Origin of the sequence: Brevibacterium renqingii (assembly GCF_017808105.1) — a bacterium.
In the GTDB taxonomy this organism is placed as follows: Bacteria; Actinomycetota; Actinomycetes; order Actinomycetales; family Brevibacteriaceae; genus Brevibacterium; species Brevibacterium renqingii.
The window spans coordinates 132,072-153,959 of sequence record NZ_JADBHF010000002.1 but is presented as its reverse complement, the minus strand read 5'-3'; the positions used below and the strand labels follow the sequence as shown (position 1 = coordinate 153,959).

The following is a 21,888-nucleotide window of genomic DNA, read 5'->3' as shown; positions in this document are numbered from 1 at the left end:
AGGGCTGGCTCAGAACAGAAGTCGGCCCTCAGAACGCTCAGGGGTGGTGGAGCAGGTAGGTTCCGCCTTTGAGGCAGGTGTCGATGACCCAGCCGTCGGCGATGAGGCCGGTGAGTGCCTCCCGCAGCGCGAGCCGCCAGCGACTGGCCAGCTCGGCGTCCTGACCGCGCAGGTCCTCGATGTCCGAGGGGAAGTCGAGGGTGACGAGTTCGGTCTCCTTCGGCACCTCGCTGAGCAGAGGCGTTCCGTCCTCATCGGCGCGCAGGCAGGAGAAAGCCGAACCAGGATCGGCGGTCGACACGCGTGCGGGCCGGTCGAGAGGCCAGGAGACCATCATGCGATCACTGGCCTGGCCGGAGTTCACGCCGTCGCGCATCTGGCCGTAGAAGTCTTCGAGGTATTCGACCATGCCGACACCGAGGCGCTGGAAGTTGAAGTAGGCGTTGCGCGCCACCAGCGGATCGAAAGTCCAGGTCATCTCCGTGATGCCGAGATTGAGGCACCACAGACGCTGATGCAGCTTCATCGCTGATCCGGCACCGCGGCCGATGACCTGATGCCGCACGCCGGCGATGTGCGAATGCATGACAGTGCCGAGGGGCTGACCGAAGAAGCCGATGGTCACGCCGATCATCTCGTCGGGTTCGTCGACGCTGTAGGCCGCGGAGACGTAGTTGCCGGCGTGCGCGAAGGCGATGATGAGGCTGGGTTCGAAGACGTTCGCACCCGTCTCGTCGACGTTCCAGACCTCGTCGAGCAGCAGGGACGCCCTGGCCGCCTCGGTGGGGGTGTGGATCTCCCGCACCTCGATGCCTGCGGTCTCGGCCGCGGCGGCGTACTCGTCCTCGGCCAGGGCGATGATCTCCGAGTCCACTGTTCTCAGTCCTGCGTTCGCTGTCATGGTGACATTGTGCCATCGAAGCGTGCGGTCCGGCGGGCGCACACGGTCACGATTCGCACGCGGACCACGGGCCTCCCGCACCCCTGAGCACAGGTATAGCCTGGAGGCATGAGCACTGCAGTCGCTGTCATCGGTGCCGGCACCATCGGCCGGTCGTTCGCCTATCTCTTCGCTCGCAGCGGATACACGGTGCGGGTCTTCGACCCCCGCGACGATCTCGCCGAGGTGGTCGCCGGGCTCCAGGCCGATGTCACCGCCGATGCGTCCGCCCGCGGCGAGGTGGCGTCGCAGGTCGGGACCGTCGAGGAGGCCGACACCGTCGAGGCCGCGGTCGACGGCGTGAGCTTCGTCCAGGAATCCGGGCCCGAGGACCCCGAAGCCAAACCGGCGCTGTTCTCTCAGATCGCCGAGGCGGCCCCCGCCGATGCCGTGCTCGCAACGTCCTCGTCGACGATCCCGGCATCATCCATCGCCGAGCACCTCGACGCTTCGGCGGCGCCGCGGGTCATCGTCGGTCACCCCTTCAACCCGCCGCACCTCATGCCGCTGGTCGAAATCGTGCCCTCTCCGGTGACCTTGGCGGAGACGGTCGCATCCACGGTCGAGTTCTATCGCAGCTGCGGTCGTGAACCTGTTGTGCTCAAGAAGGAGGTCCGCGGCTTCGTCGGCAACCGCCTGCAGAATGCGCTGATGAGAGAAGCGATCTCGCTCGTCCAGAACGGGGTGGTCTCGGCACCCGATCTCGATGCGGTGATGAAGAATTCGCTGGGCCTGCGATGGTCGGCCGTCGGCCAGTTCGAAGGCATGCACTTCGGGGGAGGAGAAGCGGGGATCCGCGGCTTCATGGACCATATCGGTCCCGCGTTCGCAGCGATCGACGATCTGCCCGTCGACGTCGATCCCGCGGCGATGGGCGAGGTCTTCGCGCAGGTGGAGCAGGCCTATGGGCCGGCTCCGACCGCGGCGGCCGCCGAGGCCCGCGATCGGATCCAACGGGCCGTGCTCGACGCGCGCGGCCTCGATCACTGACTTGCCGTTTGCGACGGGATCCGGCGGACCGTGCTCGACGCGCGCGGCCTCGATCACTGACGGGCGCGGAGCCCGAGCCGACGAGCCCTCAGGCGCAGAGTTTCAGACCGCGGCCTGGTAGAAGTACGTGGTGCGCTCGGCGATGAGGCCGTCGGTGTCGAAGAGGAAGAAGTCGGCGAATCCCACCGAGGTCTCGGACCCGTCCTTGAGCCGGCCGTTGAACACGCCTCGGCTCGAGGCCCTGTCACCTTCGACGAGGATCTCCTGCAGGGAGTGCGCTCCGGATTCGATGACCCGCTCGCCGTGGTAGAAGTCCGTGATCTGCCGCCCGACCATCGTCGGATAGCCGGGGCGGTCATAGCTGGCATCGGCGGCGAACAGTGCCGAAGTGGCGTCCGCATCTCCTGCATCGACGGTGGTGTAGTAGCGCTTCACGAGTTCAGTCACACTGGCCATGCCCTTACCGTAGCAGTGTCGACCTGCTGATGATCGTCCGTCACAGTGCAGAACGTTGCGGCGCAAGCCGATGCAGTGCCCGATCCCCATAGCGCAAGCCGATGCAGCGCCCAATCGTCGCAGAGCAAGCCGTCGCAGCGCACAGAGAGCGCCGGCGAACTGACAAGATGCTCAAGAAGTCGTCCCGGAGGTGGTTGAGCGTTGCCGTCGCGGGGTTTCGGCCATAGCGTGGGAGGAGACTCCCGAGCCACCCCGAAGAGAAACGAGGACAGTCATGACCACCGTCTACCGCGTGACCAACCCGGCGACCGGCGAAGTCGCCGAAGAGTTCGCCACCGCCACCGATTCCGAGATCCTCGCCGCTCTCGACCGCTCAGCGACGACCTTCACCGAATGGAGCCGGACGCCCGTGGCCGAACGCGCCGCGATCCTCGCCCGCGTCGCCGAGATCTACTCCGAACGCGCCGAGGAGCTCGCTGAGGTCATCAAGCTCGAAATGGGCAAGGCCGTGCCCGAGGGCAAGGGCGAGGTCGGGCTGTGCAGCCTCATCTACAAGTACTTCGCCGACAACGCCGAGGCGTTCATGGCCGATGAGCCCCTGCGCGGGCCCAAGGACGCCACCGCGATGATCCGTCGCAAGCCCGTGGGGTCGCTGCTGGGCATCATGCCCTGGAACTTCCCCTATTACCAGGTCGCCCGCTTCGCCGCGCCGAACCTCGCCCTGGGCAACACGATCCTGCTCAAGCACGCCCCGCAGTGCCCGCGCTCGGCGCAGTTCATGGAGGAGATCTTCATCGAGGCCGGTCTGCCCGAAGGCGCCTACATCAACATCTATGCGAGCAACGAGCAGGTCGCCGACATCATCCTGCCCGATCCGCGCAACCACGGTGTGTCCCTGACCGGCTCGGAACGCGCCGGTGCGGCAGTGGCCGCCGAGGCGGGCAAGAACCTCAAGAAGGCCGTGCTCGAACTCGGCGGCTCCGACCCCTACATCCTGCTGGATTCCGAGGATGTGAAGGAGTCCGCGAAGACGTTCTTCAAGACCCGCATGGGCAACACCGGTCAAGCCTGCAACTCGCCCAAGCGCATGATCGTCATGGACGACCTCTACGACGACTTCGTCGCCTCCATCACCGAGGAGGCCAAGAAGAGAACCCCCGCCGACCCGGGCGAGGACGGCTCCCGCCTCTCGCCGCTGTCGTCGGTGGCCGCCGCCGACCGCTTCATCGAGCAGGTCCAGGACACCGTCAGTCAGGGAGCGACCCTGCTCGCCGGAGGCAAGCGCTACGAGGGCGGCGGCGCCTACGTCGAACCCGTCGTGCTCACCGATGTGAAGAAGGGGATGCGCGGCTACTACGAGGAGCTCTTCGGCCCGGCCATCATCGTCCACCGGGTCAGCAGTGAGGAAGAGGCCGTCGAGATGGCCAATGACACCCCGTTCGGCCTCGGCGCCGCTGTGTTCTCCGGCGATGTCGAGAGGGCCGAGCGCATCGGTGCCCAGATCGATGCGGGCATGGTCTTCCTCAACTCGCCCGAGGGCACCCGAGAGTACCTGCCCTTCGGCGGCGTCAAGCGCTCCGGCGTCGGACGTGAACTCGGACCGCTGGCCATGGACGAGTTCGTCAACAAACAGCTCGTGTACAAGCAGCACTGATGCGCCCAGCTCCCGACCGGTCGCACTGATCGGCACCGGTTCGGGCGGCTCCCTGCTGGACTGCCGGGCACCGCTCACTCAGGGCGCTGTTCCCTATCGGGGGACAGCGCCCTGATTGTATGCTGAGACGGTACACAGCTAACTCTCAGCGGGAGGTCTCCCCATGTCGGCACCGAAGCCGTCGTCCCAGGTCAACGCCGCAGCCTCAAAAGGGATCATGCGGCCGGTCAACCGGTTCCTCGAACAATGGATCCCATCGGCACTGACCTTCGCCATCGTTCTCACACTCATCGTCGCGGTCCTCGCCCTCATCTTGACCGATGCCGGTCCCGGAGAGGTCGTCATCGGCTGGGGTGATGGATTGGCCGGCCTGCTGGAGTTCATGACGCAGATGTCGCTGATCCTCCTGCTCGGCCACATCCTCGCCAACACCGGGCCGGTGCGGAAACTGCTCGCCCGGCTCGCCCGCGTACCGGGCAATGCGACCTTCGCCTACGTCTTCGTGTTCCTCGTCGCCGCGCTCGCCAGCCTCATCACCTGGGGCCTCGGCCTCGTCGTCGGGGCGCTGCTGGCCCGCGAGATCGCAGTCCAGTCGCGCGAACGCGGGATCAAGGTCCACTTCCCGCTGCTGGTGGCCGCCGGCTACTCGGGATTCGTCGTCTGGCACATGGGGTACTCGGGCTCCGGTCCGCTCACCGCGGCGACCCCCGACTCCTTCCTCTCCGAATCCCTCGGCGGGAAGACGGTGCCCGTGACCGAGACGATCTTCTCCGGCTGGAACATGCTCGCCATCCTCGGCGTCATCGTCGTCTGCGGCCTCCTCTTCCTCCTCATCGCACCCAAGCCCGGGGCACCGGTCTACGAACTGCCCGCCTCGGTGACCTCGGAGAAGCAGACCGAAGTCGACGAGGAGGTCGTCACCCCTGCCGACCGCATCGACGCCTCGCGCATCCTCACCCTCATCGTCGGCCTCGCCCTCGTCGTCTACCTCGTCATCCACTTCGCCCAAGGCGGGGGACTGACGCTGGACATCGTCAACTGGTCGTTCCTTGCGCTCATCCTGCTGCTCGTGCGCCACCCGTTCGAGCTCATCCACCTGACGAAGGAGGCCGCCTCCAACGTCGGCGAGATCCTCCTGCAGTTCCCGCTCTACGCGGGGATCCTCGGCATCATGTCCACCACCGGACTCATCGCGGTCTTCTCCGACGCTCTCGTCTCGATCGCCAATCCGACCTCGTTCGGTGTCCTCGCGCTGCTCTCAGCCGGCCTCGTCAACTTCTTCGTCCCGTCCGGAGGCGGCCAGTTCGCCGTGCAGGGCCCGATCATGCTCGATGCCGCGAATCAGCTCGGCGTCGACCCGTCGATCGCGATCATGGCCGTGTCCTACGGTGATCAGTGGACGAACATGCTGCAGCCGTTCTGGGCCCTGCCGGTGCTTGCGATCGCCGGTCTGAAGATGCGCGACATCCTCGGCTACACGGTCGTCACGTTCCTCGGCTCGGGGGTGGTGATGGCTCTGGCGCTCTTCCTCGTCTCTCTGTGACACCCGCCCTGTGACTGCCGCCGAGTCCGGTGTGAGAGACGCAACCTCCCCTGTGGAGTGCGAGCGCCCGGGAAAGTGACCGTAAGTGTCTCTGTGGTAACCTCCACTGTTGGCCGTCCCCTGAGCGAGGGAAGGCCGTCGAGGTTCGAACCCTCCACTACGCAACAACCGTTGATCATGCCCGGTTGCGCACACTGTTCGACCGGGACCGATGCCACGACGCCACCGCGTCCGGATAAGGAGCAGAAACATGTCAGCATCAGTCGATAGCTCTCCCAGTGGGCCGAAGGGAGATGCCAAAGCCTCGTTGCCGCCCGTGAATAAGCGAGTATTCATCGCTGCAGCGATCGGCACCCTGGCCATCACCGTCTGGGCTCTCATCTCTCCATCCAACGCCGAGGCGGTGCTCGGCGCCGTGGTCGGATGGACCTCCGACTGGTTCGGCTGGTTCTACGTCCTCCTCGTCCTGGCCGTGCTCGTCTTCGTCATCTACCTCGCGGCCTCCCGCTACGGCAACACGAAGCTCGGTCCCGAGCATTCGAAGCCCGAATTCGGGCTCGTCGCCTGGGCGTCGATGCTCTTCGCCGCCGGCATCAGCACCGACCTCATGTTCTTCGCCGTGGCCGAACCGGTCACGATGTACCTCACCCCGCCGAGCACCGAGCCGGAGACCGTGGACGCGGCCCGCGAATCCACCGTGTGGGCGCTGTTCCACTACGGACTCAGCGGGTGGGGCCTCTACGCACTCATGGGCATGGCCCTGGCGTACTTCGCCTACCGGATGAACATGCCGCTGGCGATCCGCTCGGCACTGGCCCCGATCTTCGGCAAGCGCGTGCAGGGCACTCTGGGCGAAACCGTCGACCTGGCCGCTCTGCTGGGTACGATCTTCGGTGTGGCCACCTCGTTGGGCATCGGCGTGGTCATGGTCAACGTCGGTCTCAACACGGTCTTCGGTCTGCCGATCGGCACCGCCACCCAGATCGGAATCGTCGTCGTCGGCGTCGGCGTCGCCACACTCTCGGCTGTCTCGGGAGTCGACAAGGGCATCAAGTTCCTGTCGATCCTCAACGTGGTGCTCGCCATCGGACTGAGCCTGTGGGTGCTCGTGGCCGGCAACACGAAGTTCTTGCTCAACGCCCTCGTGCTCAACGTCACCGACTTCATCCGCCTGTTCCCGAACATGGCCGGGCAGACCTTCGCATTCGAGGACACGGGAACCTGGATGACCGACTGGACCCTGTTCTTCTGGGCCTGGTGGATCGCCTTCGCCTCGTTCGTCGGACTCTTCCTCGCCCGCATCTCCCGCGGCCGGACCATCCGCCAGTTCGTGCTGGGCACCCTGACCATTCCGTTCATCTACATCTTCATGTGGATCTCGATCTACGGGAACTCGGCGCTCGACCTCATTCGCAGCGGTGACAAGGAATTCGGCGAGAAGACCATGCTCAACCCCGAGGGCGGGTTCTACGAACTGCTGTCGAACTATCCGGCGTTCGCCTTCATCGCCGGACTGGCCACGCTCACGGCGCTGCTGTTCTACGTGACCACCGCGGACTCCGCGGCCCTGGTGATGGCGAACCTGTCGTCGAACCTGCACAATCCGCAGGAGGACGGCCGTGCCGGACTGCGCATCTTCTGGGCCCTGGCGACCGGTGCACTGACCGTGGCGATGCTGCTCGTCGGCGGCATCGGAGCCCTGCAGAATGCGACGGTGATCATGGGTCTGCCCTTCGCCTTCGTCGTCATCCTCGTCATGATCGGCCTCTACAAGGCGCTTCGGGTCGAAGCGAACAGGGTCGACAGCGTCGACACGAGCCTGCCCGCCTCGCTGGCCCGCCGCTCCCGCGGGCCCGGGAACGAGACCTGGCAGAGGCAGCTCGGACGGGTGCTGTCCTTCCCGAACGCCTCGCGGGCCCGCGAGTTCGAACAGCAGGTCCTCATCCCGACCCTCGACGAGGTGGCCGCGGAGATGGAGGACCGCGGCATCAGCTCCCGCTGCGGTCGCGTCGATTCCGAGGGAGCGTTCGTCGACGACGGCGAACTCATCCAGTTCGAGGTCGACGGCGCAGGGGAGTTCCCGTTCCGGTACCAGATCTGGCCGCACAAGGTCAGTGTTCCCTCGTTCGGCGGGGTCGTCCCGCGCGGCACCGAGGACTACTACCGCATGGAGGTCTATCTCGACGGCGGCGCCGGCCAGGGCTACGACATCATGGGCTACTCGAAGGAGCAGATCATCGATGACGTGCTGGACAAGTACGAACGCCACGTCGAGTTCCTGCAGCTGCAGGAGAACATCGCCCACGGAGAGGACTGAGGCCCTCAGCCGGCGAGCACCTGTCGCAGGGTGCGGGCGACCGACAGGGCGGTGAGCCCGCTTGTGGCGGGGTTCTCCGGACTCGGCGTCGACCGGATGTCGAAGGCGAACTCGCCTGCGGCACCGGCGGCGCGGATCCGGTGAGTCGATCTGCTCTGCCCGGCGACAGCGTGGAGCTCGACCCGCACCCGGCGCAGGGAGGCCGCGAGCAGAGCGGCGTCGCTGCGGGAGGAGGCACTGCTCTGATCGGTGACGCTGTCCGCATCGGTGGCAGTGTCTGCGCCGGTTCCGATGTCCGGCAGCCCGCGCGTGGCCCACGCCAGCGCCACCGCGATATTGACGTTCGCGGGAAACTTCTCGATCGCCTCGGCGGGGTCGCCGGCGAAGACCGTCAGCGGACCGTCCTCGGGACGAAGCTCGCGCAGCCTGTCGGCCTCTGCTGTGGTCATCCACGGTCGGATCAGACCCGTGGCCTCCTTCGACGTGGTGATCTCGACCGTGTCGAGCGCATCGGCCTGCGCTGCGGCTTCGAGCACGTCGAGACCGCCGATGGCGCCATTGGTCACCAGCAGTCGACCGGGTCCGGCGAGGAGACCCGCGCGTGTATCGGGATCGGCCAGCGCTCCCACGCTCGTGAGGACCAGGGGCCGGCCCGCGACGACGACGGCCGGACCGAGCTCGGCGGCGGCCGGCACTCCGGCGCATTCGACGACGACATCGAAACCGGCGAACAGCCTCGGCGAGGGTGACTCGGTCACCGTCTCGGACAAGCGATCCGATGGTGCACCGGAACGGTCGGAGAGGGCGGCCAGGTCGACGATCTCAGCGCCGTGGTTCGGACGATCCGCGTGTTTGGACGGATCGGAGACGAGGGCAGTCAGGTGCACAGTCCCGGCTCCGAGTTCGGGCGCGAGCAGCTGAGCGACATGGCGACCGATGGCGCCGAATCCGAGGAGCAGCACAGTGGTCATGGCCGCACCCTAGCCGAGCCGGCTGACAGTCGGGTCAGTGCGACGCGATACGGTTGCAGGATGGACGAGGAACCACAGGCGAACGCAGGCGGCGCAGTGGTCGGCGAGGACGGGAAGGCCCGCACCCCCTGGGCCTACGGTGATCCGATGCTGCTGAGCTACTACGACACCGAATGGGGCATGCCGATCCACGACGAGGCCGGACTGTTCGAACGCATGAGCCTCGAAGGCTTCCAGGCCGGCCTGTCCTGGCTGACGATCCTGAAGAAGCGGGAGCGATTCCGCGAGGTCTTCGCCGGGTTCGACCCCGAGGCCGTCGCCGAATTCGGTGAGCCCGAGGTCGATCGGCTGCTCGGCGATGCCGGGATCATCCGTCACCGCGGCAAGATCGCAGCCTGCATCAACAACGCCGCACGCGTGCTCGAACTGCGGGACGAGGGCGGGCTCGACGAATTCCTCTGGTCGTTCCAACCCGCCGAGACTCCGCGACCGCGCACCGTCGCCGAGATCCCGACCACCGGAGCGGAGTCCGAAGCGCTGTCGAAGGCGCTGAAGAAGAAGGGGTTCCGCTTCGTCGGACCAACCACGATGTATGCGCTCATGGAGGCTATCGGAATGATCGACACCCATCTGCTCGACTCCCACCGCCGAGGTGCCTCCGGGGTGTGGTCGGCATGAACGACATCCGTGTCTCCGCGCTCGTCCTCCTCCATCCGCACAGGGAGGAGCTGCTCATGGTCCGCAAAGCCGGCACCACCTCGTTCATGCTCCCCGGCGGCAAACCCGAGTCGGGGGAGTCCGCCGAGGAGACCATCGTGAGGGAGATCGAGGAGGAGCTCGGGCTCGGACTGCGTCCGGATCGGCTGCGGGCTTTGGGCACCTTCACCGCCGTTGCTGCGAACGAGGCCGACCACCGGGTCATCGGCGATGTGTTCTGCTATGAGGGTCTTCCGGACCGGTTCGACGTCGACGACATCCGGCATCTGGCCGAGATCGCCGAAGCCGGATGGTTCCCCATCGACCCGCTGCCCGCGGACACCGCCGCCCGTCAGTTCGCCCCGCTGACCCGTGACCAGGTGATCCCCGCGCTGCATGCCGCCGGCCGGCTCGCGGGCTGAATCGCGAGGTCCACTGAGGCCTGCGGGCCGAAGCCGAAGTGCGGCTGAAGCCCCGCAAACCGGTGAGCCGCGAGGTCGGTGAGCCCGAGGTCGGTGAGTCTCGGCCGGGCGTCTGCAGAGGGCAGCGCTGCGGGCGGCACCGTCATCAGCCCATGCGACGCTGGAACTCGAGGTCGAGTGCGAACAGATGGAGCGCATGCACCAAGGCGAGAGCGGCGATGAGGAAGCTGAGGACGATGTCGAAGACGCCGAAGTCCGTGAGCGCCGGCGGACTGATGTAGCCAGGGGACTGCAGGAGTGTGCAGCCGATGACGACCGACCCGGTGAGGATGGCGATGAGCCCGGGGACCGTTGTTCTCCCGGCCGTCGCCAGGCACAGCAGGCCGGTGGTCAGGAGCAGCACGAAGAGAGCGAAGACATCGACGCCGCGACCGATGACGAGGACTTCCTGCCAGAGGTTGCCGTAGGTGGTCGTGCTCTCGGCCGCGGGGGAGTAGTAGGGGAAGAACGACGCGGTGATGACCAGCAGAGACAACGGTCCGTAGAAACGGGCGTAGACGGAGTTCGTCCTGCGGATCCGGGCAGTGAGTTCTTCGACTCTGGTGGTGCGTTCGGATGCGACCGTCGACGGTCCTTCGTTCTGGGGCTTCACTGCCGGCTGCTTTCGAGATCCCCGGTGCCGGGAATGAGCGCGGCAAGGCCGACGATGGGTGACGTTGTCTTGCCGGAGCCGGCGATGGGTGACGATGCCAGGACGACGAGTGCACGTCGGAACGGCATGAGCATCGGAGTCCTCCAATCACGGGATGAGCAGAGCAGGCGAGACGAGCAGAATGAGAATGGGCGCGCTCGCAGACGGTTAGCCGAAGTTGAGTGCACCGGCAGCCGAAACATATTCTGGAAATTTACAGCCGGGTGTTAGGCAGGAACAAGGAATAGGTGAGACTCAACCGCCATGCCCGCCAAATTTCACGCAATCGCACAACAGGTTCTAATTCCGATTGTGCTTTTCAGCCGGATTTGTGCGAACTCGGAACCGAATGCTCGGAATTGCCGCTCTCCTGCGCCGCACGCCCGAGGCTGTATGAGAGCTCCTGCAGGCACTCACGGAGCTCTGGGCTGTCGACGACGGTGAAATCGAGGTCCAGCCGCGCCAAGGACAGAGCCATGGTCAACACGTTCTGCCCGCCGATGGTCACCAGCGAACGTTCGCCATCGAGGGGTTCGACCGTCCCTTCGGCGGAGGCGAGCCTCGGCGTCACCTCGGAGGCCGGTGCATCGACGATGACTGTGGCCGAGTGCCGCCAGCGGCGGCCGGAGATGTGCCTCTCGACGTACTCGCCGATGTCCTCGGCAGGGAGCGGGCGAGGTTCGAAGCGGGGACCGCTCGGGGTCTTCGGCGAGATGCGTTCGGCGAGGAAGATCCGCCAATCGCCGGCGTCGGGGTCGAAAGTGAGCAGGTACCAGCGGTGCTGGCGGTTGACGACCCGATAGGGCTCGACCTCGAGGTGGGTCTCCCTCTCCTCTGCGCGGGCGACGGGGCCGTCGCTGTGATAGACGAAGCGCAGGCGTTCGCGGCGGTGGCAGTGGTCGATGAGTATGACGATGAGATTCGGATCGACGATCGGCATCGGCTGATTCCCTGCGACGGGAACGGTGAAGTGCGCGAGGTTGTGCACCCGGGCGCGCACCGCGGCGGGGAGGATGTTCTCGAGCTTGGCCAATGCTCGCGCCGACGTCTCTTCCATACCGCCGATGATGCAGCTCAGTCCCGAATGCAGACCGACGGCGACAGCCACCGCTTCATCGGAGTCGAGCAGCAGAGGAGGGACGGCCGAGCCGTAGGGGGCGAGCCGGTAGCCGCCCTCGTTTCCGCGTGTGCCTTCGATGGCGTAGCCGATTTCGCGCAACGCCCCGATATCGTTCCGGACGGTGCGCGGACTCACGCCCAGACGATCTGCCAACTCCCCGCCCGACCAGGTGCGGGGCACCATCAGCAGTGACAATAACCCGAGCATCCGTGCTGCAGTCTGTGACATCTTCAGCTGTCTTCCGACGTTTAGGAAGACCTCCTGCCTGATCTCAGAATAGCATCGTGCAGATAATTTCGGGGCTGGTCGAAACAAAGAGGTGGCCGCCCAGAATTCGGAGGAACAAAGAGGTTTATGCGAAATCAGCAGAATACTCATATTGTTTCGGCTCCTGCGAATCCGGATCCTGCGAATCCGGAGTCGGAGTTCGTCATCCGTGATTATCTCGGTCTCTATTCGTCTGCGCGGAAGAGGGACAAGGGCTGGATCCTCGATGAGATCATGATCCTCACGGGCTGGTCGCGTGATCATGCACGGCGTCGTCTCGCTCAGCTTGCCGCCAGCGAGGACGGCAGCGGGCCGGCAGTGGATGGGGCGACCGGCCCGCAGCTGAGGTGCTGCAAGTATTCGGCCGAATCCCGCGCCCTGCTCGTCAGGGTCTGGGAGTGGTCTGGATATCAGAGCGGCAAGTACCTCGCTGCGGTGATGCCCTCTCTGCTCGACGCGGCGGAGCGACATGGGGCACTGGTGCCCGGACGCGACGGGTACAGCAGGCAGGTCCGTGCCGAACTGCTGTCGGTCAGTCCGGCTTCGATCGACCGGTATCTGCGCACCGCCCGGGGCAGCGACTGCTTCGAACGCAGGGTGTCGACGAAGCGGTCCACCAATCCCAGTGTGGGGTTTCTCGACCTCGCTTCCGGGGCGAACGAGGCGGAGCCGGGCTTCTTCCTGGTCGACACCATCGCCCACGCGGGCCCGACCCGGCCGCGCAACTGCCTCTTCACCATCAACGCCACGTGTCTGCACACGGGATGGGTCTTCACCCGCAGTCTTGCGGACAATGATGCCCGTGCCACCGTGGACCTGCTGGCGTGGTCGCTCGATGAAGTCCGCGGCATCCCCTTCTGGGTGAATGCGATCGAGCTGAGCAACGAGGCGGCTGCCGTCCACGAGGCGGTCGGTCAATGGGCCGATGGCCTGGACATCCACTTCAGTCCCGTGTTCAAGGATCATCGCCGTGATCGCCTGCCCGAGGCCTCGCGCCATCAGCATCTCGTCCACGAATACGGCAGCATCCGCCGCTATGACACGGATGAGGCCAGATCCGCACTCAATGAGCTGTGGCGGACTGTCGGTGACCGTCTCAACTACTTCACCCCTACGCGCAAGCCCGTCGGGTGGGAGGATGACGGTCGCGGCGGGCACCGGCGCATCTACGACGAGCCGAGCACGCCGTTCCAGCGGCTGCGGGCCGCCGGAGTGATGTCGCCGAGGCAGGAGGATGAGCTCATCGAGTATGCGAACGAGCTCGATCCGGCGTCGCTGACCGAGGAGATCGTGTTCTGGCAGAAGCGGTTGCGGGAACTGGCGGCCTGACAGCGACGAGGCTGAGTGGAATGGATGTCGTAACCTCGGACTATGAGCTCTGTTCCCCACAGCCAGCGGACCTACACCCCGGCCCTGCTGGGCCTGGTGTGGTCCGCCATGTTCGGATTCTCTGCCTTCTTCTTCAGCTATTCGACGATGGTCACCATCGCCGCGGCGAACGGACTCTCAACGGTCACCGGCGGTTCCGTGCTGACGACGATGATGATCGGCGTCATCGCCGCTCAGCCCTTCGCGCCATGGGCCGGGCGAGTGTTCGGGTTCAAGGGATCGCTGCTGTTCGCGATCGTCCTGCAGTTCCTTGGTCAGCTCCTCGGCCTGTTCGTCGCCCCGGCCCTGCTGGCGCTCGTGCTGGCAGGCGTCTGCGGAGGTCTCGGCTTCGGACTCTTCGTCGTCCTCGCCAATGCGGCAGTGCCTGCGACGACGCCGGCGGGTCGGATCGGCAAGGCGCTCGGGTTCTTCGGCGGGATCACCTCGTTGGCGGCAGCCGTCGGCGCGCCATTGGGACTGTGGTTGGTGGAGACGATCCCGATCTGGATCTTCCGAGTCATCGTCTGCGCCTGCCTGCTGCTGGCCGTGCCCACGGTGGTGAAGTTCGTGCCCGGCCGGTCGCCTCGGCGGGAGAACAGGGAAACGGACGCGTCGAATGCCGATGACGATGTCAGCATTCGATCCGGACGCAATGAGCAGCGGAGCCTGCGGTGGGCGGGGCGCCGGGCGGGCGAGGTCCTCGGCCTCGTCCTCATGCTCTCACCGTTCCTCGTCGGCATGGTCGTCTTCGGGCTCATCGTCGGCTTCGGCCCGGGTGAGGACGTCGCCGGAGCGGCTCTATTCATTGCGGCCATGCAGGTCTCGGCGGTGATCGGGCGCTTCGTCGCCGGTGCTGTCGCCGACAGCTTCCCGCCCTTCGCTCTCAACGTCCTCGGCCTCGCGCTCGCCGCGATCGGTCTGGTCTGCGCCGTGGTGCTCTACGGTGGGTTCCTGTTCGTGGCCATGTTCATCATCGGCTTGGGGCTCGGCACCATGCAGTCGGCGAGCCTCGTCATGGCCTTCGCCGCGGTCTCTTCGCCCAGCCGCGCCAGCGTCGCCTGGAACATGAACTTCGACGTCGGTCTCGCCATCGCCGGTGTGCTCGGCGGCATAGGCTTCACCTACCTCGGTTCCGCGTCGACGTTCCTGCTCTGTGCGCTGCTGCTGATGCTGGCCGGCGCGCTGTCGTGGATCGCCCGGACCGTGGAGTCGCGGCGCCTGCAACGCAGCTGAGGGGTGCGGCGGATGGCTCGCAGAAGGAGGAGCCAACCTCTGGGAGGGCGGCGAGCTGTCGGATGAACGGCGGTCGGCGACCGGACTCGGTCAGTGCTGCTCGGCATCGTCGTCCAACCGGCCCAACAGTCCGGCTGCGGCCCGCGTATAGTCGTCGATCCAGCGATCTGATCGGCAGGGGAGCCAACGCCAGCCGTCGGGCTCGCCCGACTCTGCGGCCGGTGAGCAGCTCCGCCCGCTCGAGCACTCGAATATGCTGCAGAACGGTGGTGCGATCGAGAGCGGGAAAGGCTGGCCAGGACTCTGGTGGAGATCACGGAGAGGTCGTGGAAGCTCACCGAAGGCGGAGCGCAGGGGGCATTCGGCAACTGCATGGGCTGGACCGGGATGCTGTCGGCGCTCAAGGTCTGGATCGAACACGGGATCAACCTCCGCGAGGGCTACTACAGTTAGTCCTCGCGATTGTGCGCCTTTTCTGCCGGAGGTGGAGTTCGCGCGCCTCGGGGACTCCGGGCCCGGAGTCCGCGCAGCTCAGGGACGAGCACTGCGGCGACGGCGGCGAGGAAGATCAGCTGCAGGACGGTGCGCGGGAGGAGCGTGTCGTCCCAGGGCGGATCCTCTGCGCTGAGGGCCAGATGCACATTCGCCGGAAACATGAGAAGGAGCATCAGGCCCAGTCCGATCGCTGCCCAGATGCGCGTCGGACGAAGGAGGAGCCCTGCGGCGCCGAGGACCTCGAGGATCCCGGTGATTGTCACGAGTGCCGCAGCGGCCGGAAGCCAGGGAGGGACCATGGCGATGAGAGACTCGCGCATGCCCACGAAGTGAGAGATGCCCGTGACGGTGAACATCACTGCCAGACCCCACCGGATCGCCACCGGCCAGGGCTTGAGTCCTGGCCGGGCCAGATGCCCGATGGCGCGGACGAGTGCGGTGGTCAGCAGCAGGAACAGCAGCGGTGCCACGAAGTCCTCCCGGAGCAGTGCTGAAACGGATGACAAAAGCTTGTCACTGACAAGATTGGCATCTCGAGAGTATCTTGTCAATGAAAAGTTTGCTCGGGTAGGATCGGAGTGTGACGTATCATCATGGGGATCTGCGGCGGGCGCTGCTGGCGCAGACCGCCTCGGCGATCGCCGAGGACGGCGTGGCGAGGCTGAGCATGCGTGCCCTTGCGAAGCGTGCCGGTGTCTCGAATGCGGCGCCGACCTATCATTTCGGCGACAAGGCCGGGCTGCTCACCGCACTCGCGGCAGAGGGGTTCGACCTCTTGGCCGAGGCGATGGCCGATGCCGGCGACGGCCAGGGGCACGTGGCGCGAGGGGTCGCCTATGTGGAGTTCGCGCTGAGGTGTCCCTCGCATTTCACGGTCATGTTCCAGCCGCGGCTGCTCCACGACGATGATCCGGAGCTCGTGGCCGCTCGGCAGCGAGCGTGGGGCGCGCTCTCGGTCGGGGTCGATGAGGTCCGGTCGGGACCGGATGCCGACTTCGGAGTAGCCTCCTGGTCGCTCGTCCATGGCTATGCCACCCTCGTACTCAGCGGGGCGATCGAGCCCGACGATGCGCTCAGGCAGGCTCGCGCCGTGGCGGCCCATCTGGTGTCGGAGGCAGACGGACGAACCTGAGTCCGCGGATCGGTGATCTGTTTGGGCCCTCGGCTCAGCCGCCGGTCTGCATCCGAGGAGTCAGCGACCCGTCGACTTCTTCTGCCCCGGCTCGAGGCCATGGGAGTTGCGGCTGAAGAATGCTCCGATGATGCCGAGGATCCCGACGCTGGCGGCGACGAAGAACGCGACATTCGCTCCGTGGATGGGACCGGCTGCACCGTAGGTCTCGGGATCGCGCGCCGCGGAGGCCATGATCGTCACCAGGGCAGCTGTGCCGACCGAAGCGGCGATCTGGCGCATGGTGTTGTTGAGCGCGGTGCCGTGCGGGATGAGATGCGAGGGCAGCTGGTTCAGTGCCGCCGTGGTCACCGGCATCATCACCATGGCCACGCCGAACATCCGTACGGTGTTGACGATCGCGAGGTAGAGGAACGAGGTGTCGGGCTCCAGGCGGGCGAACATGAACGTCGTGCCCGTGAGCAGAGCGAAGCCGGGCACGGCCAGCCACCTCGCGCCGATCGCATCGAAGACGCGACCGGTCACCGGTGACATCAGTCCCATCACGACTGCGCCCGGCAGCAGGGCCAGGCCAGATTCCATGGCCGAGAACGTGTTCATGTTCTGCATGTACAGCGGCAGGACCATCATGCCGCCGACCATGACGATGAACACGCACATGCCGAGCAGGGTGTTGAGGGTGAACATGCGATAGCGCAGGATGCGGAACTCGAGGATCGGCTGCTCGAGCTTGAACTGGCGGAGGATGAAGAGCGTCAGTGCGATGGCTCCGATGACCAGGGGGACGAGCACCTCGCCGCTGACCCATCCGGCGTCACCGGCGGTGCCGAAGCCGAAGAGCAGGCCGCCGAAGCCGAGTGTGGAGAGGATGATCGAGAGGACGTCCAGGCGCGGGAAGGTTCTCTCGGTGACGTTCTTGAGCATGAAATAGGCGATGACGAGGTCGATGATCGCAATCGGCAGCATCATGTAGAACAGGGTCTGCCAGGGCAGGTGGTCGACGATCCAGCCCGAGAGGCTGGGGCCGATGGCCGGGGCGAAGGCGATGACGAGGCCGAATGTGCCCATGGCCGAGCCGCGCTTATCCACCGGGAAGATCGCGAACAGGATCGTCTGCATCAGCGGCATGATGATGCCGCCGGCCGAGGCCTGGATGACGCGTCCGATGAGCATCACCGGGTAGACCGGCGCGATCGCGCAGATGAGGGTGCCGACGATGAACAGCCCCATGGCAGTGAAGAACAGGCCGCGCGTGGTGAACTTCTGGATGAGGAACGCGGTGACCGGGATCATGATGCCGTTGACGAGCATGAAGCTCGTTGTCACCCACTGAGCGGCGCCGGCGGTGATCTCGAAGTAGTGCATGAACGCCGGCAGGGCGGTGTTGAGCAGGGTCTGATTGAGGATGATGACGAACGCACCGGAGACGAGGACGGCGAGGACGATGTTCCGGTTGATCGGGGCGCCCTCTGCTGCGTTCTGCTGGCTGCTGTCTCCGTTCGTCAATGGCATCCCCTCGCCCGTTCATTCGCTGCGTATCGTCTCTCAGGCCAGCGGCGACGGCTTCACGCCGTCCCGCTGATCCGGCCCCTCATTGCGCACAGAATTTCAATTCCCAAGTTATATAACTGTCTCATGCAGTCTAACGCACGGTCCTCGCCGAGGCGGCCCCGGGTTGGTGTGATTTCGTCAACGTCGATGCCTCAGTGGAGGGCGTCGGCACGCGGGCGGGTTTCGAAGGGAGAAGGCGGAGCTCTGCGTTGCGCAGATGGGGGAGGGTGCGGTGCGCGGTCGCAGCCATTCCGTTCAGCCATGCCTCGGTGATCTGCAGGACATCCCCATGTGCCACGAGGACGATGTCCGAGGGCGCATTCGCGCGCAGCAGCTCTTCCACCAGGCTGCGTGTGCGGAGCGCGACCTCGGCCGGCGTCTCGACCCCGGACGGAAGGGGGCTGCCATGCGTATCCGCGGCCCACACCCCGTCGTAAAGAGCGGAGGAGCCTCCTTCGAGCGATCCGAAGTCCCGCTCTCGCAGGCGGGTGTCGACGCGGGGCTCGCCCGTGCCCCAGATCTCTGCGGCGATCTCAGCGGTCTCCCGTGCGCGTGCGAAGTCGCTCGTGACGACGAGTGCATCGACCGCAATCGGATTCGCTCGCGCGCTGGCGGCGGCCTGTTCTCGGCCCAGCTCGGTCAGCTTCGCCCAGACGAACGCCTCGGTACCCGGACGGCTGACGATGATGCCCTCCTGATTGGCGCGACTCTCGCCGTGTCGCAGCGCCCAGAGCCTTGAGGTGCCGTTCTGTCCATTCGACAATGCTGATCAGCTCCTGACGTGTCGGTTCTGCTTTCGACGGTTCGGTGCTCGGCCGTCTCTTGCGTGAGTATGGCGTGGAGATGAATTCTCGTGCAGCCCGTGGATCTCGCCCCGCGATCGCTTGTGCGGCTCGCTTTCGCCAGTGTAGCGTTTAAATCGATTTAACAGCCTGGTTTTCGGGACGTTGTGCGTCCCGAAGCGCGCGCTCAGAGACGACGAGGTGGCAGGACATGAATTCCGACGGCTTCGACAGCCCCAAGACCAAACGATTCCAACGGAAGGTGACTCTCCTTTCTGCAGGCGGAACCTTTCTCGACGGGTTCGACCTGACCGTCATCGCAGTCGCTCTCCCCATGATCGCCAATGAATGGGACGTCGGTGCCTGGGAGAAGTCGCTGATCACCAGCTCGGCGATCATCGGCTCATTCATCGGCGCTGCCGTGCTCGGCAATCTCACCGACCGGTTCGGACGCAAGGCGATGTACGTCATCGACCTGGTCGCCTTCGTCATCTTCGCGGCGCTGACCGCGTTCTCCCAGGACGTCTGGCAGCTCATCATCTTCCGGTTCCTGCTCGGCGTCGGGATAGGAGCCGACTATCCGATCTCCGCGACCATCGTCTCCGAATTCGCCTCCAAGAAAGGGCGAGGGAAGCTCTCCACTTCCCTCGGCGCAATGTGGTTCGTCGGTGCTGTCGTCGCCTATCTCGTCGGACTCGCAGTGCTGCCGCTGGGAGACTTCGCCTGGCGCGCGCTGCTGCTGGTGGGAGCGGTCTTCGCGCTCGTCGTCTTCATCTTCCGCGTGCAGCTCCCCGAATCGCCGCGCTGGCTCCTCGCGCACGGGCGAGTCGAAGACGCCAAGAACGTCGTCGAAAAGGTCACCGGCGTGCGCCCGACCCAGGCGGAGATCGCGGTCGACGACCAGCCCAAGCCGGGAGAGTCCGCGAAGCTCTTCGTCGGCATTCAGCGCCGACGCACCCTTTTCGTCTGCGGGTTCTGGTTCTGCTACGCCACCGCCTACTACGGAATCTCGATGTACACACCGACCATTCTGGAGCCGTTCACCAGCGGCTCCCACGTCAGTGTGATCATCGGGTCCGGAGTCATCGCGCTCCTCGGGCTGGCCGGTTCCGTCATCGGCATGAACCTCGTCGACTCCTGGGGACGGCGTCCGCTCATCATCACATCGTTCGCCGGTCTCACAGCCGCCCTCATCGTGCTGGCATGCGTTGTTGGGCCGAGCTTCGGCTTCCTCGTCGTTCTGTTCAGCATCGCCGTCCTGTTCGCGAACTCCGGCGGCGGCATCCTCAACTTCGTCTACCCGACCGAGCTCTTCCCGACATCTCTGCGGGCGACGGGATCGGGCCTGGCGACCTCGGTGAGTCGCATCGGATCGATTCTGGGCGTGCTGGCGTTTCCGAACCTTGTAGCTGCGTGGGGGAACAACGCGGCGCTCTGGGTATTCGCCGCCGTCGGCGCGGCCGGTCTGCTGATCTGCGTGTTCATGGCTCCGGAGACGAAGAACCGCAGCCTGGAAGAAATCAACCTCGAGGAGGCCGCCCGTGTCTGAGCAGAACAGTCTCCCAGTGGTGACCTCGGTCGAATCGACGCTGGTCCCCGGCGAAGAGCGACCGTACCGTCGGCTGCACCGCGGCCCGGGCGAGCCTCACCACGAGCGCCGAGACCTGATGCCGGAGGGCTCGGTCGGAGAATCGAGAGCCGATGAGAGGTCGATGGCCGGACTCATCCATTTCACCGACTTCCAGATCGCAGATCTCGCCTCTCCGAGCAGAGTGGAGTTCCTCCAGCGGCTCGTCGGGGAGAAGGACTGGGAGCGGATGCTGCCCGCGTATCGCCCACAGGAATTCATGTTGGCCCAGGCGATCGAACTCATCGTGCGCAGCATGAATGCCTTCGCCGCGGAGGATCCCGAGAGGTGGGCTCTCGCGCTCACAACCGGCGATAACACTGACTCGGCACAGCACAATGAACTCACCACGTTCCTCAGCTGTCTCGAGGGCGGGCGGATCGAACCCGCCGTCGGCACCCGGGGATTCTCCGATGCCCCCGTGGGCCTGGGCGACGACCATTACTACAATCCGGAGCCGTGGTCGGAGGACGTCTGGAAGTCAAGCCTCGGTCTGCCCACGTATCCCGGCGCAGTCGCCGACTCGGCGCAGCCGTTCGACGCCGTCGGCCTGAAGGTTCCCTGGCTGAGCTGCTTCGGCAATCACGACTGCCTCGTGCAGGGACGTGCCGCACGACCGGAGGGCTACGACGAGATCCTCACCGGTCCGTCCAAACCGGTCGACCGTCCCGCAGACGCTCCGAGCGGTGACAAGCTCTCCGCCTATGTCGAGGACCCCACATGGGTGTCGACTGGCCGCGCTGACGAGATAGAAGCGCGGGACGACCGCCGAATGGTCTCGAAGCGGGAGTACATCGAACAGCACCTCGCCGCTCCCGGGACGCCGAGCGGCCACGGCTTCACCGCGGACAACCTCGCCACAGGGCATGCCTACTATGTCTACGACGGGCTACCCGGGATCAGGATGATCGTCTTGGACACCACCAATATCGCCGGTCACGTCGACGGCTGTGTCGACGATGCTCAATTCGCCTGGCTGGAAGAGAGACTGACCGAAGTGCACAGCCGCTATCGCGCGGTCGATGGGAGCACTGTGCAGGCGAACGGTGAGGATCGCATCGTCGTCATCGCCTCCCACCACGGCCTGTCGACGATGACGAATGACTTCGGTGGCGAAACGTCGCCTGACGGTGAGGAGAACGGAAAGCGTCACCTCGCCGCCGACGTCGAGGAGCTGCTCCATCGGTTCGGCAATGTTGCGCTGTGGCTCTCGGGCCACACTCACATCAACAAGATCACTCCGCGTCCGGGAGCGAGCGGCGGATTCTGGGAAGTGTCGACTGCGTCCATCGCAGAATGGCCGGTGCAGTTCCGAGGCATCGAGATCTTCGCCGGCGCCGAGGCGATCAGGGTGCGGACCACGATGGTGGATTCGCAGGTTCCGGCCGCGCCGGACGGCTCTCTCGATCTGGCCGATCTGGCGTCGTTGCATCGGGAGATCGGCGCAAACGATCCCGGCTCCGTCGGCGGTCTCCACGCGCAGGGCTCGCCAGCCGACCGCAACCAGGATCTCCTTGTCCCGGTGTCGCCCGAGCTGCTGAGGTCCTTGGCTCGGGAATCGCGATGAGGCGAGAGTGCTTTCCGCCTGCTCCGCGGTGATGAGAAGATGAACCGTCGAGACGAGGAGGATGGA

Annotated in this window: 21 protein-coding genes; 12 read left to right on the top strand and 9 right to left on the bottom strand. The window is 65.6% G+C overall.

The window, feature by feature from the left end; genetic code table 11:
* Positions 1-37: 37 nt before the first annotated feature.
* The gene (locus IHE57_RS03230) at positions 38-901 is read right to left on the bottom strand and encodes a hypothetical protein (protein ID WP_209370766.1); all 864 of its coding nucleotides are present in this window, start codon (positions 899-901) and stop codon (positions 38-40) included.
* A 108-nt stretch (positions 902-1,009) separates the two neighbouring features.
* Between IHE57_RS03230 and IHE57_RS03225 the strand changes: the two genes are divergently transcribed.
* The gene (locus tag IHE57_RS03225) at positions 1,010-1,930 is read left to right on the top strand and encodes a 3-hydroxyacyl-CoA dehydrogenase NAD-binding domain-containing protein (RefSeq protein ID WP_209370764.1); all 921 of its coding nucleotides are present in this window, start codon (positions 1,010-1,012) and stop codon (positions 1,928-1,930) included.
* 102 nt (positions 1,931-2,032) lie between these two features.
* Here the strand turns inward: IHE57_RS03225 and IHE57_RS03220 are convergent, their stop codons facing one another.
* Positions 2,033-2,386, bottom strand: coding sequence for a nuclear transport factor 2 family protein (locus tag IHE57_RS03220; RefSeq protein ID WP_209323802.1), 354 nt, complete (start codon positions 2,384-2,386; stop codon positions 2,033-2,035).
* Positions 2,387-2,660: 274 nt separating this feature from the next.
* On the opposite strand from IHE57_RS03220, the gene IHE57_RS03215 reads away from it, so the two are divergent.
* The 3 genes from IHE57_RS03215 to betT all read left to right on the top strand — a co-directional run bounded on the left by IHE57_RS03215 (position 2,661) and on the right by betT (position 7,900).
* Positions 2,661-4,040 carry an NAD-dependent succinate-semialdehyde dehydrogenase gene (locus IHE57_RS03215; protein WP_209370763.1) on the top strand — a complete coding sequence of 460 codons (1,380 nt, stop codon included), beginning with the start codon at positions 2,661-2,663 and terminating at the stop codon, positions 4,038-4,040.
* A gap of 163 nt (positions 4,041-4,203) precedes the next feature.
* A complete protein-coding gene (locus tag IHE57_RS03210) occupies positions 4,204-5,583 on the top strand; it encodes a short-chain fatty acid transporter (RefSeq protein ID WP_209370761.1) in 1,380 nt (459 codons plus the stop codon).
* Positions 5,584-5,833: 250 nt separating this feature from the next.
* Positions 5,834-7,900, top strand: a complete 2,067-nt coding sequence (gene betT / locus IHE57_RS03205) for a choline BCCT transporter BetT (RefSeq protein ID WP_209370759.1) — start codon at positions 5,834-5,836, stop codon at positions 7,898-7,900.
* Positions 7,901-7,905: 5 nt separating this feature from the next.
* Here the strand turns inward: betT and IHE57_RS03200 are convergent, their stop codons facing one another.
* On the bottom strand, positions 7,906-8,871 hold the full coding sequence (locus tag IHE57_RS03200; protein WP_209323798.1) for an aspartate dehydrogenase domain-containing protein: 966 nt from the start codon (positions 8,869-8,871) through the stop codon (positions 7,906-7,908).
* 60 nt (positions 8,872-8,931) lie between these two features.
* On the opposite strand from IHE57_RS03200, the gene IHE57_RS03195 reads away from it, so the two are divergent.
* Positions 8,932-9,549, top strand: a complete 618-nt coding sequence (locus IHE57_RS03195) for a DNA-3-methyladenine glycosylase I (protein ID WP_209323797.1) — start codon at positions 8,932-8,934, stop codon at positions 9,547-9,549.
* Positions 9,546-9,989 (top strand): NUDIX hydrolase, encoded by a 444-nt coding sequence (locus IHE57_RS03190; protein WP_209323796.1) that lies wholly within the window; start codon positions 9,546-9,548, stop codon positions 9,987-9,989. Before IHE57_RS03195 ends, IHE57_RS03190 begins: the two co-directional genes overlap by 4 nt.
* 145 nt (positions 9,990-10,134) lie before the next feature.
* Here IHE57_RS03190 and IHE57_RS03185 read toward each other — a convergent pair whose 3' ends face one another.
* The 3 genes from IHE57_RS03185 to IHE57_RS03180 form a co-directional block, all read right to left on the bottom strand.
* The gene (locus IHE57_RS03185) at positions 10,135-10,641 is read right to left on the bottom strand and encodes a hypothetical protein (protein ID WP_209323795.1); all 507 of its coding nucleotides are present in this window, start codon (positions 10,639-10,641) and stop codon (positions 10,135-10,137) included.
* The gene (locus tag IHE57_RS16525; RefSeq protein ID WP_301541212.1) at positions 10,638-10,769 is read right to left on the bottom strand and encodes a hypothetical protein; all 132 of its coding nucleotides are present in this window, start codon (positions 10,767-10,769) and stop codon (positions 10,638-10,640) included. The genes IHE57_RS03185 and IHE57_RS16525 overlap by 4 nt, the downstream gene beginning before the upstream one ends.
* Before the next feature lie 230 nt (positions 10,770-10,999).
* A complete protein-coding gene (locus IHE57_RS03180) occupies positions 11,000-12,028 on the bottom strand; it encodes a helix-turn-helix transcriptional regulator (protein WP_209323793.1) in 1,029 nt (342 codons plus the stop codon).
* 126 nt (positions 12,029-12,154) lie between these two features.
* Between IHE57_RS03180 and IHE57_RS03175 the strand changes: the two genes are divergently transcribed.
* The 3 genes from IHE57_RS03175 to IHE57_RS03165 all read left to right on the top strand — a co-directional run bounded on the left by IHE57_RS03175 (position 12,155) and on the right by IHE57_RS03165 (position 15,121).
* Positions 12,155-13,396: an integrase gene (locus IHE57_RS03175; RefSeq protein ID WP_209323792.1), complete on the top strand. Its 1,242-nt coding sequence runs from the start codon at positions 12,155-12,157 to the stop codon at positions 13,394-13,396.
* A 42-nt stretch (positions 13,397-13,438) separates the two neighbouring features.
* A complete protein-coding gene (locus IHE57_RS03170; RefSeq protein WP_209323791.1) occupies positions 13,439-14,668 on the top strand; it encodes an MFS transporter in 1,230 nt (409 codons plus the stop codon).
* A 306-nt stretch (positions 14,669-14,974) separates the two neighbouring features.
* On the top strand, positions 14,975-15,121 hold the full coding sequence (locus tag IHE57_RS03165; protein WP_343071774.1) for an SRPBCC family protein: 147 nt from the start codon (positions 14,975-14,977) through the stop codon (positions 15,119-15,121).
* On the opposite strand, the gene IHE57_RS03160 is transcribed toward IHE57_RS03165, so the two are convergent.
* The gene (locus IHE57_RS03160; protein ID WP_209323790.1) at positions 15,118-15,633 is read right to left on the bottom strand and encodes a DoxX family protein; all 516 of its coding nucleotides are present in this window, start codon (positions 15,631-15,633) and stop codon (positions 15,118-15,120) included. The genes IHE57_RS03165 and IHE57_RS03160 overlap by 4 nt on opposite strands.
* A 110-nt stretch (positions 15,634-15,743) precedes the next feature.
* Between IHE57_RS03160 and IHE57_RS03155 the strand changes: the two genes are divergently transcribed.
* Positions 15,744-16,295, top strand: coding sequence for a TetR/AcrR family transcriptional regulator (locus IHE57_RS03155; RefSeq protein WP_209323789.1), 552 nt, complete (start codon positions 15,744-15,746; stop codon positions 16,293-16,295).
* Positions 16,296-16,355: 60 nt separating this feature from the next.
* On the opposite strand, the gene IHE57_RS03150 is transcribed toward IHE57_RS03155, so the two are convergent.
* Together IHE57_RS03150 and IHE57_RS03145 are read right to left on the bottom strand one after the other, a co-directional pair.
* Entirely contained in the window at positions 16,356-17,807 is a 1,452-nt protein-coding gene (locus IHE57_RS03150) for an MDR family MFS transporter (RefSeq protein WP_209323788.1), read from the bottom strand.
* A gap of 130 nt (positions 17,808-17,937) precedes the next feature.
* Positions 17,938-18,609: a histidine phosphatase family protein gene (locus IHE57_RS03145; protein WP_253719864.1), complete on the bottom strand. Its 672-nt coding sequence runs from the start codon at positions 18,607-18,609 to the stop codon at positions 17,938-17,940.
* A 230-nt stretch (positions 18,610-18,839) separates the two neighbouring features.
* On the opposite strand from IHE57_RS03145, the gene IHE57_RS03140 reads away from it, so the two are divergent.
* Both IHE57_RS03140 and IHE57_RS03135 read left to right on the top strand, forming a co-directional pair.
* Positions 18,840-20,177 carry an MFS transporter gene (locus IHE57_RS03140; protein WP_209370757.1) on the top strand — a complete coding sequence of 446 codons (1,338 nt, stop codon included), beginning with the start codon at positions 18,840-18,842 and terminating at the stop codon, positions 20,175-20,177.
* Positions 20,170-21,822: a TIGR03767 family metallophosphoesterase gene (locus tag IHE57_RS03135; RefSeq protein ID WP_209370755.1), complete on the top strand. Its 1,653-nt coding sequence runs from the start codon at positions 20,170-20,172 to the stop codon at positions 21,820-21,822. The genes IHE57_RS03140 and IHE57_RS03135 overlap by 8 nt, the downstream gene beginning before the upstream one ends.
* The last annotated feature ends 66 nt before the right edge of the window (positions 21,823-21,888 follow it).